At 41.4% G+C, this 12122-nt stretch carries 10 protein-coding genes; 4 read left to right on the forward strand and 6 right to left on the reverse strand.

The genetic code is table 11. The features are described from left to right. Positions 1–5 precede the first annotated feature (5 nt). A complete protein-coding gene (locus MKL62_RS06530) occupies positions 6–1043 on the reverse strand; it encodes a type IV pilus twitching motility protein PilT (RefSeq protein ID WP_000355489.1) in 1038 nt (345 codons plus the stop codon). A gap of 126 nt (positions 1044–1169) precedes the next feature. Here MKL62_RS06530 and MKL62_RS06535 point away from each other — a divergent pair, with 126 nt between their 5' ends. Next, positions 1170–1862, forward strand: a complete 693-nt coding sequence (locus MKL62_RS06535) for a YggS family pyridoxal phosphate-dependent enzyme (protein ID WP_005129437.1) — start codon at positions 1170–1172, stop codon at positions 1860–1862. A gap of 201 nt (positions 1863–2063) precedes the next feature. Here MKL62_RS06535 and MKL62_RS06540 read toward each other — a convergent pair whose 3' ends face one another. Together MKL62_RS06540 and MKL62_RS06545 are read right to left on the reverse strand one after the other, a co-directional pair. Then, complete coding sequence (locus MKL62_RS06540) at positions 2064–5660, reverse strand: AAA family ATPase (protein ID WP_005129435.1); 3597 nt, start codon at positions 5658–5660, stop codon at positions 2064–2066. 9 nt (positions 5661–5669) lie between these two features. After that, positions 5670–6938 carry an exonuclease SbcCD subunit D gene (locus MKL62_RS06545; protein WP_005129432.1) on the reverse strand — a complete coding sequence of 423 codons (1269 nt, stop codon included), beginning with the start codon at positions 6936–6938 and terminating at the stop codon, positions 5670–5672. 164 nt (positions 6939–7102) lie between these two features. Between MKL62_RS06545 and MKL62_RS06550 the strand changes: the two genes are divergently transcribed. Next, positions 7103–7576 (forward strand): OsmC family protein, encoded by a 474-nt coding sequence (locus tag MKL62_RS06550; protein WP_025470085.1) that lies wholly within the window; start codon positions 7103–7105, stop codon positions 7574–7576. Positions 7577–7643: 67 nt separating this feature from the next. Here the strand turns inward: MKL62_RS06550 and MKL62_RS06555 are convergent, their stop codons facing one another. Further along, positions 7644–8021: a VOC family protein gene (locus MKL62_RS06555; RefSeq protein WP_001059437.1), complete on the reverse strand. Its 378-nt coding sequence runs from the start codon at positions 8019–8021 to the stop codon at positions 7644–7646. Between the two features lie 379 nt (positions 8022–8400). On the opposite strand from MKL62_RS06555, the gene MKL62_RS06560 reads away from it, so the two are divergent. Together MKL62_RS06560 and MKL62_RS06565 are read left to right on the forward strand one after the other, a co-directional pair. Then, positions 8401–8853 carry an ABZJ_00895 family protein gene (locus MKL62_RS06560; RefSeq protein WP_005129426.1) on the forward strand — a complete coding sequence of 151 codons (453 nt, stop codon included), beginning with the start codon at positions 8401–8403 and terminating at the stop codon, positions 8851–8853. A gap of 89 nt (positions 8854–8942) precedes the next feature. Next, complete coding sequence (locus MKL62_RS06565; protein ID WP_005129425.1) at positions 8943–9848, forward strand: TIGR01777 family oxidoreductase; 906 nt, start codon at positions 8943–8945, stop codon at positions 9846–9848. Here the strand turns inward: MKL62_RS06565 and MKL62_RS06570 are convergent. Together MKL62_RS06570 and hemB are read right to left on the reverse strand one after the other, a co-directional pair. Next, positions 9840–10955 carry an NAD(P)/FAD-dependent oxidoreductase gene (locus MKL62_RS06570; protein ID WP_005129422.1) on the reverse strand — a complete coding sequence of 372 codons (1116 nt, stop codon included), beginning with the start codon at positions 10953–10955 and terminating at the stop codon, positions 9840–9842. The genes MKL62_RS06565 and MKL62_RS06570 overlap by 9 nt on opposite strands. Before the next feature lie 25 nt (positions 10956–10980). Further along, entirely contained in the window at positions 10981–11994 is a 1014-nt protein-coding gene (gene hemB, locus MKL62_RS06575) for a porphobilinogen synthase (RefSeq protein WP_000222569.1), read from the reverse strand. Positions 11995–12122: the final 128 nt, after the last annotated feature.

A 12122-nucleotide genomic window follows, 5' to 3' on the forward strand; every position in this document is an offset into this window, starting at 1 on the left:
TATTTTTATAAAAATGATTCAGGCTGTTTAGCAGCAGTACGAGCCGTTTGTGGACTAATCACACCGCGAGCGACTAAGCCTTTTAAGCTTTGGTCGAGTGTGGTCATGCCATGATTGGCACCAGTTTGAATGGCTGAGTACATTTGCGCGACTTTGTTTTCACGAATTAAGTTACGAATAGCCGGAATACCAATCATAATTTCATGTGCCGCGACACGGCCACCACCATTCTTTTTAAGCAGGGTTTGTGAAATAACCGCTTGTAAAGATTCTGACAGCATGGCACGAACCATGTCTTTTTCTTCGGCAGGGAATACGTCAATCACACGGTCAATGGTTTTTGCTGCCGACGTGGTGTGGAGTGTACCAAACACCAAGTGACCTGTTTCGGCAGCGGTTAATGCCAAGCGAATAGTTTCAAGGTCACGCATCTCACCGACTAAAATAATATCTGGGTCTTCACGCAGTGCTGAGCGAAGTGCTTCATTAAAGCCGTGTGTGTCACGATGCACTTCACGCTGGTTAATGAGACATTTCTTAGACTGGTGTACAAATTCGATTGGGTCTTCGACCGTTAAAATATGGTCATAGCGGTTTTCGTTAATATAATCGAGCATCGCTGCAAGCGTAGTTGATTTACCCGAACCTGTTGGCCCCGTCACCAGTACAATGCCGCGAGGATAGTCGCAAATATCTTTAAAGATTTGTCCTAGACCTAGATCTTCCATGGTGAGGACTTTAGACGGAATGGTACGAAATACTGCACCAGCACCACGGTTTTGGTTAAATGCGTTAACACGAAAACGAGCAACATTAGGTACTTCAAAAGAAAAGTCAGTTTCGAGTTTTTCTTCATAGTCACGGCGCTGTTTATCATTCATGATGTCGTAGACCAAACGGTGGACATCTTTATGTTCTAGAGCTGGTAAGTTAATACGACGAACTTCACCGTCAACACGAATCATTGGTGGCATGCCAGCAGAAAGATGTAAATCGGACGCGCCATTTTTCACAGAGAAGGCGAGTAGCTCTGTAATATCCATAATTTCCCCAAGTAAATCAAAATATGTCATTATTTTGTAGAATAATATACGGCTTTCACCGAGGCTTACCAACACCTCGCTTTAGGTGAAAAGCAAAAAAGTTTTTTGAAAATGAGAACCTTGTCAATGAATTACCTGCAAGATGCGCGACAGCACGTATTACAGCAAATCAGAACAGCTTGTGAACTTGCTCAGCGTGCGCCTGAAACTGTGCAACTTTTAGCCGTATCGAAAACTCATCCGAGTGAAAGATTGCGTGAAATGTATGCAGCAGGGCAAAGGGCATTCGGCGAAAATTATTTGCAAGAAGCTTTAGATAAAATTGATGCTTTACAGGATTTGGATATTGAATGGCATTTCATTGGTCATGTTCAGCGGAATAAAACTAAGCATTTGGCAGAGAAGTTTGATTGGGTTCATGGGGTAGATCGTTTAATTATTGCAGAACGCCTATCTAACCAACGTGGTGATGACCAAGCTGCACTTAATATTTGTTTGCAAGTCAATATTGATGGGCAAGAGAGTAAGGATGGTTGTGCACCGGAAGACGTTGCCGAGTTGGTTGCTCAAATGAGTCAACTACCGAAAATCAAGTTACGTGGTTTAATGGTGATTCCGGCTCCTGACAATACAGCTGCTTTTGCAGATGCCAAAAAATTATTTGACGCGGTAAAAGACCAACATGCTCACCCAGAAGACTGGGATACATTGAGTATGGGAATGTCGAGTGATTTAGAAGCCGCAATTGCCGCTGGTTCAACAATGGTACGTGTAGGCACAGCTTTATTTGGGGCTAGAGACTATTCGCAAAAAGGCTGATGTAAGCGATTTCTTACAGAAATTGCGGCCTTTTGCGGCTATGGCAGACCATGCTTTTTTTGTACTATGAACTCATTAGGAAACAGGATGTTTCTAAGAATAACAATAAAAAGTCATGAATGGATGCAGACAGGTACGACAGGAGTCATACCAACGCAGAATCTAAAAAAGCCCCGACAGGATGTCGGGGCTTTTTAGTTTTTAACCCACTATTTCAATGGTACTTGCACCAGCGCCAAGTGGTTTCACTTGAATTTGTACAGGAATGCGTTCATGCATTTCTTGAATATGTGAGATGAGAATGACTTGACGTCCCTGATTTTGCAATTGGTCCAAAGCATTCATGACCATATGCAAAGATGAGGCATCTAATGTACCAAAACCTTCATCAATAAACAGTGATTCAATTTTCATTGAACCCGATGCCATATTGGCAATCGCTAAAGACAAGGCAAGGGCAGTTAAGAATGACTCACCCCCAGATAAAGAGGCAACTGAGCGGGTTTCTCCATCCATGTCGTGGTCAATAATGGCAAGACTTAATGACTGATCAAGACGTTTTAGCGTATAACGCTGAGAAAGCATCGCCAGTTGTTGGTTGGCATGTTCAACTAAAATATCTAGGTGATATTGCTGAGCATAGTCACGGAACTCTTTACCTTTGGCATCACCAATCAAGCCTGAAATTTTGCTCCAGCGATGTTCTTCTTGTTGAATATTTTGAATTTGCTCGGCGTATTTTTGCTGTTTTGCAAGGTTTTGCTGATGTAATTCAAGCTTCAGCTTTAGCCCGTCACGCACTTCAAGTTGTGCTTTGAGCTTTGCAATATTGTCTTGAATGAGGGTAACGAGCTTTTCGTATTCAATATTTGGCTGAGTTTGTAAGTGCTCGCTTAATTGCTCTTGCATCGTTTTAAGGGCAGAAGAGGCTTCACTTAATAAACGCTCAGCATGATTAAGACGGTTACGAATATCTTGCTCTTGAACTGAATTAATCTGTATGAGTACGGTAAGATCAGATGCTTGAAAATCAGTATGGGCTTTTAACCAGTTTTGAATTTGCCCATCAAGCTGCTGTTGATGTTGTTCTGTGTGTTGATACTGATGTTTAAGTTGATCGAGCGCCTGTTTTTGCTGCTCAAAGTGTTGTCTGGTTTGTTCGAAACGTTGTTTAGCCTCATGATACGCCGTTTGTTGGTGCTGACGTTTAGCGTCATGCTCAATTAACCATTCATGCGGCTTAATATCCGAACGGCCCGTCATTTGCTGAATGAGCGATACCGCTTTTTCATTATTTTGTTGGCCTTTAAGCGTAATCTCTTGGAGATTTTGATCGATCTCATCAATTTGCTTGGTCATTTGCTCAAGGTTGGCAGCTAACATTTTAAGTTCTTGTTGCTGTTGTTCAAAACGCCGTGAAAGCTGTTCTTGTTGTTCAAGTTGCTTAGCACGTGCATCCAGAATAGCCCAAGTCTGCTTAGCTGTTTGGCTACTTGCTTGCTGCCATGCGTGCTGTTCGGTTTCCGATAAACACTCGACAATATGTTGAACTTGTTGTTGCCATTGCTGTGCTGTATTAAGCAAACTTTCATTACGCTGAATGGTTTGAACAAGTTGATTGTGTTGTTTAATGGCTTGGGTTAAACGTAAGTTTTCTGAGTCAAATGAACTTATGGCAGTTTGCGCAGCTTGTCTCAGCTCATTAAGTGTTTGTAAGATTTGTTCAGGAGCTTGATTAAGCTCAATGTGTAATTGATTGAGGTTAAACGCTTGCTCAAGTTCTTGCTGTAAGTGTGTCTGTTTTACTTGCAGTTGAGCTAGATATTTCTGAACTTGCTCAAGCTCAGCATGACACTGGGTAAGCGCATGTTGCTGGGTTTGCCATGCATTAAACTTAGTTTGCTCGAGTGCAATAGCTTGTTGCTCTTGCTGTTGCTGCAAATCGAACAACGCTTTAGAGACTGCACTGTCATCAATACGGTAAGGGTGGTGGGTACTTCCACAGACTAAACACGCTTCACCTTCTTTAAGATTGGCACGTAACTGTTCAATATTTTCGGTGTGTAGTAAACGTTGCTGTTGCAGGATGTGCTGTAACTTTTCACGTTCAGCTTTTGCTTTTTGGTAGTCTTGTTCAGCTAACTGGCAAACAGTTTTAAGTTGCTGCTCTTGGGCTGATACTTGAGTTTGTTTTTCAGAGAATTGCTGAAGCTCAGCATATAGCTCATGATAAATTTTTATTTTTTGCTGAATCAGATCTAACTGCGTGACTTGAGCAAGCTTTTGTTCTTTGTCTTTACGTTGCTGTTCAAGCTTTAACTCAATCTGTTCAACGGTGCCTAGTGAAGCTGTGAGTTGTTCGAGTTCACTTTTAGCTTCCGATAGCTTTTGGCGAGCAAGGGTAGGGTTACCGAGCTGTTCTTCAATTGCTTGGTAATTTTGAATAAATTGCCCAAGTTGATGAAGATGCGCTGAAAGACCCTTATCTAATACAGCATATTGCTGAGTCTGGAGCAGCTGCTGTTGTAAATGAATTTTGTTTTGCTCAAGCTGTGCAACCTGCTGTTGTACAGCGTTTTGCTGCTGTTGTAGTGGGCTTAGGTTTTGCTCAAGTACCTGTCTTTTTTCTTTGCACTTTTTATATTCATCGGCAATAAAAGCGCGTTCTTGAATGGACTGTCGAACTTGATTTAAAGCATGTTGATGCTGTTGCTCAAAATCGAGTGTTTGTTTGAGCTGTTGTTCTGCAAGTTGATATTGTTTTTGTCCCGTTTCAAAAATTTGCACCAACTCATTAAACTTGGTTTGAGCTTGCTGAATTTGCGGCTCAAGTTGTTGCAGTGTTTGTAAATTTTGAGCTTGCTGAAAAACTTGTGGGCGTATTTCAGAGAAAACTTCAAGACGTTTTAATTGCTCACGTTCACTAGCCAGTTGTTGATGGTGATTTTGCTGGGTTTGAAACTGTTGCTGTTTCGTTTGAACTTCTTGCTCAAGTTTTGCTTTACGTTCAAACCATTGTTGCTGTTTGTCTAAGACATGTTTTTGTTGTTCTAATTGTTGATAGTTTTGTTGGGCTTGCTGGTATTGCTCGGTAAATGCAGCAATCTCTTCATCAGACAAAATTTCAATGTGACCTAAAAACTCTTCCAGTTGTTTACGCTGCTTTGCAATATCGGCTGTTTTACGAAAAGCCAGTTCACCGATTTTGGCGAAAATGCTGGAGTTAGTTAGGTACTCAAGTAATTCACCGCGTTCGCTGTCTCGAGCTTTTAAAAATGCAGTGACTTCGGACTGGGCAAGTAGCACCGCACGAGTAAACTGTTCAAAAGAAAGCTGGGTAATTTGCTTAACTTTTTCATCAACTGCTTTGGCTTTGTCGGCAAGTACCACACCATCGGTTAAACATTTTAAGTGGCGCTGTACACTTTGCAATTTACCATTTGGGTTTTCACGTGCACGTTTAATTTCCCAACGAGCCAAATAGCGCTTTTGATCTTGCGCAATAAAACAAAGCTCAGCAAAACCATGTCCTGTACCACGACGTAAAACAGTTAAAGGAGAGTTGGTCAGCAACTCAGAGCCATCAACATCTTTTAACTTACCATCGCTGTCTTTAAGGCGAGGAACCCGATTAAATAAGGCCAGACACATCGCATCTAGAATAGTCGACTTACCTGCGCCAGTTTTCCCCACAATTGCAATGAGACCTGCATGGGCCAGAGGTGCGCTTTCAAAGTCAATAAAATGTTCATCAGCAAGCGATGCCAGATTTTTTATTCGAATGGATAAAATTTTCATGGCATATCCTTAATGGCTTGCATCATTTTCAAGATGTTTTTGTGCTTCTTGTACCAGACTCAGAAAATCTTTTAAGACCGCATCATCGGCGCTGTAACCTTGTTTTTCCCAAATATTTTGAAAGAGTTTTTCTGGTGTTGGTGGCTCAAGAGCAATGTGCTGGGTAGTATTTGAATTAGTCGTGTCTTTATTTACATATTGACGTGAAATACGCACTAAACGATAGCGGTCAGGTGGCAGAGCTGCTTCAAACTGCTGACGTAAATTTGGCTGTGGCGGCGTTAAACTATAATATTCAATATCGACATATTCACGGTGGTCAATATTTTCAATCACACCGTGAGGCAAGGCTTTGAGTTGTTGCAGCACTTCGTTTAGCTCACCACGAATGCGGTGCAATTGTATGCAACGCGGAATTTCGACAGCTTCAAATTGCAAACGGCTGTCTGTGTCTTGAGCTGGGTCAATTTTGACTTCAACCACTTGGTGCTTATAGTTAATTTCACTAAAAGAAAGTGGAATGGGTGAACCGCTATAACGAATGTGTGGCTGACCTACTTTTTGTGGTTTATGTAGATGTCCTAAAGCGACATAGTCGACAGCATCTTCAAATAAAGTCGTCGAAAGTGCCTCTTCATTACCAATAATAATTGGGCGTTCAGAGTCGGATGTTTCTCCACCTTGCATATGTGCATGCGACATCAAAATAAGCGCTTGGTCTGGTGTCTTGCGACGTTTGGCTTCGGCAATGAGTTGCTGGTGCAAATAGGCAATCGCATTTTTGCTATTGGTGGTATGTTCGTTAAAGCCGGTAATTTCGGCCGAACGTAAAAAAGGCAGGGCAAGGCACCACGCCACAATATCTTGATTTTGATTATAAATAGGTAAAAGTAGTCGATCGAGATCTAGGGTTTTATCTTCATTCCAGCGAACTACACCTACGGTTTTTGCATTGTATTTTTCTAAAAGCGGTTCAACCTGTTCAATACGATAGCCTGAGTCATGATTACCCGCAATCATGAGTGTTTGCATGTGCGGTGCAATGCGATGTGCATCTGCTAAAAATTGGTAGAGTTGTTTTTGTGCTTGTGAACCCGGGTTAATGACATCAAAAATATCGCCAGCAATAAGCAGGGCATGTGGTTGTTTTTCTTGAATTTGAATGAGTAACCAGCTTAAAAATTGTTGGTGTTCGTAGTGACGTGAATGATTATAAAAAAACTGCCCCAAATGCCAGTCAGAAGTATGTAGAAAATGTACGGACATAGAAACAGACATCAAGCCAAAATAAACACAGATACGTTAGCATAAATTGGCAGGAGATTTTATCAAGACATTTTAAAGTGCTCGTTATTTAAGCCTATAGTAAAACTTGAATTAAATTGTTCACTTTAAACGCTGCTTTGTTACTATCAAGGCAAACCATGAACTTTGAGAAAAAAATGACCATTCACGAATACGAAGTAAAAATACAGTGGGAAGGCAATACGGGTACAGGCACTTCATCTTATCGTTCTTATAAACGTGATTTTAGTATTCAACATCCTCAAAAGACGACTATTCAAGGTTCATCAGACCCTGCCTATTTGGGCGATGTGACCAGATGGAACCCCGAAGATTTATTGGTTGCATCAGCTTCAGCTTGTCATAAGCTTTGGTATTTACACCTATGTGCAGTCAATCATATTCACGTTGTGAGTTATGTCGATCATGCACTGGGATTTATGGAAGATACAGATCCGGTCAAACGTGGTCATTTTACCCAAATTATTTTAAGGCCCGAGGTTGTTTTAGAAAAAGGTGCTGACCAAGAGCTTGCAGCAAAACTGCATGAAGAAGCACATCATGAATGTATGATTGCCAATTCGGTAAATTTTCCAATTACATGTGAAGCCAGCTTTAGCTTTGCTGAATAATTCATATGAAATAGTCACCGATAAAAGCGGTGGCTATAAATTAAAATAAATAGGCTAAATAAAATCTTTAAGCTGCATTTTCATCGACTTGAAAAATACCAAAAACGTTGTGGTCTAAATCGACAAAGTAACCATGCCAAGCGCGGCCCGGAATAGCGAATTTATCCATTGCCACAATGCCACCTTGCGCTAAAATTTTTGCAGCCACTTCATCGAAGTTTTCCACCTGAACCGAACAAGTAAATGCATTGGTGCCATATTCCATTGGCGGTGTTTGAGCAGGGCGTTTTAATAGTCCACCCATAATTGAAGGTGTTTCTATGCGGTAATATTCAATAGGTAAGCTTTCATCGAGTTTAAATTGCCAACCAAACACAGCTTGATAAAACTGCGCATCGCGGGCAGGGTTTGAAGACTGGATTTCAAAATAGGCAATATTGTTCATATTATTTAAATCATATTTTTATGGTGTAAAAAGTATACGCATAGCCTTTATAGCCACGAAAGCATTATTGTGTATGGTGAGCGTAAAATAAATGAAAGTACTAGAAAATAAAAACCGACGATTCGAGTGATGAGAGAATCGTCGGTCAAAAACTTCATCAAGGGTTTCGGCTGCTAACAAAACCTAATCCGAAGGAAGAAAGAGTCGTAATGAAAGGTCACCGAAACAATTTTGCGGATGCCGTGCAAAGGAAGTATTCGGTTGCTGCGACCTTGTTACCCTATATAACGTCAAGAGATCAGGATTGGTTGACAGAAAAATGAAAAAAAATCGAAAAAAATTTATAATTATTTTTTGAACCCATAAATTAGGCAAAAATATGACCAAATTACGTTCTTACTTTCTCTGGTTTTTTGCTTTATGCATCTTGCTCACTTTAATTGTCGGTGTGATTGCAGCACTATTACCAGCGAGTGTAGGCGCTATTTTAACAGCCGTTCCATATTTAGGCGCAATGATTTTTGTCTTATTTAGATTTTTAAAGAAAGAACGCCGTGCACCGACAGTACCAGAAAAAAAGAAATTTACTTTAGGTTTTACCCTCATATTTTGGGGCTATAACTTGTGTGGTGTTTTATTTGGTCTGTTTTTATTTTCAAGAAAAGACCCTGAGATTTTGCAAAACTTTATGCTTTACCTCAAACAGCCTCAGTTCTTAAGCATTATGGTGATTATGCTTTTAATGTTAGCTATTCCGCTTTATTTAATTACCTACTGGTTTTATGGAAAACAGGCACAGCGTATGGCAAACAAAATGTTTAATGCGTCATAACTCATCACAAAAAACTGATACGATTAGTTCGTTATTAAATTTTATAACTATATTAATTAAAAACTGCTGTCCTCGGTTTTGGAGGAAATATGAATAAGAATGTATTAATCACAGGTGCCAGTGGCTTTATTGGAACGCATTTAATTGGGTTCCTGCTACAAAAAAATTATAACGTGATTGCTGTGACACGGCAGGCTGGAAAGAAATCTGACCATCCTGCCTTGCAGTGGGTACAAAAGTTCGAAGATATTTCGACTCGTCAAATTGATTATGTGGTGAATTTGGCCGGTGCAAATATTGGTGATAAACGCTGGACTGAGTCACGTAAAAAACAACTCATTGAAAGCCGTGTAAATACGACCCAAAAACTGTATGCATGGCTCAAGCAATCTCAAATTTTTCCTGAAGTGATTGTCTCTGGTTCTGCAATTGGTTATTACGGTATAGATAATCAAGAAAAGTGGACAGAAGTGTGCACAGAACAAAGCTCGCCACAGCCCATTTTCATGTCTCAGCTTTGCCAAGAGTGGGAACGCGCAGCGTTAGCAGATCCTCAGCAAAATACTAAAATTATTCGTTTAGGTGTGGTGTTTGGGCAGGGTGGCGGCATTTTGCCTAAAATGTTGCTTCCTATTCGACTCAATTTAGTCGGTCAAATCGGTCATGGCCGTCAACCTGTGGTTTGGGTACATATTGAAGACGTATTAAACGCAATTGAGTTTATATTTCAGCATCCTCAATCAGCTCAAATTCATAATGTGGTGGCGCCAGAAAATGTGACCCAAAAGGTATTTGTTGAACAAGCTGCCAAGGTTTTGAATAAAAAACCACTGTTGTCGGCGCCTAGTACAGTTTTTCGCTGTTTGTTAGGAGAGCAGTCGCAATTGATCTTAAATGGGCAATACGTCAAACCCGCAGCCTTACAAGCAGAAGGATTTGAGTTTGCTTATCCTCAATTAATAATGGCTTTAAAAAATATACTCGCCTCAGGCTAAGATTTTATTTTGCAAACGCTCTGGGGAATATGCTTTGGCATCAACTAATGTTGGTTGACCTAGCATAAGCTGACGAAGCAATTGTGCAGAACCTGCGCCCATACACAAACCATTTCTAAAGTGCCCAAAGTTTGCCCACAGGTTATCCATTTCAGGCATTTTGCCAATGTACGGAACGCCATTTGGTGAACTTGGTCTGAGACCTGCCCATCGATGTACAATCGGGAAATCGGCCAGTTCAGGCACCATTTCTAAACACGCTTCTAAAATATTGTGCTGAGTCGTTTCATCGGTAGAGGTGTCAAAACCACGATGTGCCATACTAGACCCGCACACGATATGACCGTCCATACGTGGAATCAGGTACATAACTCGATTCATACACATGGTCGGTAGCCAGTGAGCAGGGGTTTTAAATAACAGCATCTGACCTTGCACAGGTTCGACTGGAATTTCGAGTTGTAATTGTGAGTTCCAGTAATGGCTCCAAGCGCCCGAAGTTATTACAAAATGGTCTGCTGTATGTTTGCGACCATCTTCGGTTTGGAGCGCTTGTATCACATCGCCTTGTTGAATCAGTTTTTTAACAGGAGTGTGTTCGAAAAACTCAACATTTGGATGTTGCTTTAAATAGCGAATCAGGGACTGTAATACGCGTGGATTGCGAATATTAGACAGTTCAGGAAAATAAATGGCTTCTTGAAACTGATCGGAAATATGCGGGTTGACTTGTTCTAGCGCATCTCGCTGTAAATATTCGCAGCGTTGCATCGGTTCTTGATGTTGCTCAGCGTAGGAAAGCCCAATGTCAAAATCTTCTTCATCAAAAATCAGCATGCCTGTGTCATGAATTTCAAAATCAATCCCTGTAATAGGGTAGAGCTTTTGGTTCCATGCTTGATAAGAGGCTTTACCAAATTGGGCAAGTTGGTTCACTGCATGCACATAGCGCCACGGGTACATCGGAGAAAGAATGCCTCCGCCAGCCCAAGAGGCTGCTTGTCCCGCTTGTTGTTGATCAAAAATGCTGATGGTACAGCCTTGTTCAACCAACTCCAGCGCAGACATTAATCCACTTATGCCCGCGCCAATGATTGCAATATGCATGCAGTGTTATCCTTTCTCTGCGAACTTAGTTCATTTCCTTGAGTTTTTCAGCAGCGGTTTCTGCAAAGTAAGTCCAGATTCCGTCTGCACCAGCGCGGCGGCAGCACATGAGCGATTCTAAAATCACTGAGTCTGATAACCAGCCATTTTGAATTGCACCCGCCAACATTGCGTATTCGCCACTCACTTGGTAAATGAATGTCGGAATACCAAAGGTATCTTTCACTTCACGTACCACATCCAGATATGGCATGCCCGGTTTTACAATCACCATGTCGGCGCCTTCTTGAATATCAAGCGCGATTTCATGTAACGCTTCGGCACGGTTGGCAAAGTCCATCTGGTAGTTATATTTATTACCACCTTTGAGGTTGGATGCAGAGCCAACAGCATCACGGAACGGACCATAGAAGCTAGACGCATATTTCGCAGAGTAGGCCATGATGTTGGTGTAGATGTGACCATTAGCTTCTAAAGCTTGACGAATCGCGCCAATACGGCCATCCATCATGTCACTTGGTGCAATCACTTCGGCACCTGCTTCTGCGTGACTTAAGGCTTGTTTAATTAAGCATTCTACAGTCTCATCGTTTAGCACATAGCCAGTTTCATCAATAATGCCGTCTTGACCATGCGTGGTGTATGGGTCGAGGGCACCATCAGTAATTAACACCATTTCTGGTAATTCTTTTTTAAGCAAACGACAAGTGGTTTGAACTAAACCATCTTCACGCCATGCAGCTTCTGCGGTGAGGCTTTTATCTTCTTGCGGGGTAACTGGAAAAAGAGCCAGTTTTGATACGCCCAATTCCAGAAGTCTTTCAGCTTTTTTCAGTAACAAATCTGCCGACAAACGCTGAATGTTTGGCATACTTGGAATATCTTGGGTTTGATTTTGTCCTGGTAATACAAATACTGGATAAATCAAGTGATTGGTAGTGAGCTGTGTTTCGCTGACCATCGCACGCAACTGGTCATTTTTACGGATACGGCGCATGCGAGTGGCTGGAAATGCAGGACGATTGAACGTATAAGTCATAACAATCTCGATGTTCGGTATTACACTAGGATAGGTTGGCGGATATTCCATTACTGTCAACCGACTGCTGTATTGTAGCCCCATAATGCTGGATTTGTACAAAATTATGGGTGTTTATCATGCTTTTA

The sequence above is a fragment of the Acinetobacter sp. AOR01_HL genome (genome assembly GCF_027855455.1).
In the GTDB taxonomy this organism is placed as follows: Bacteria; Pseudomonadota; Gammaproteobacteria; order Pseudomonadales; family Moraxellaceae; genus Acinetobacter; species Acinetobacter baumannii.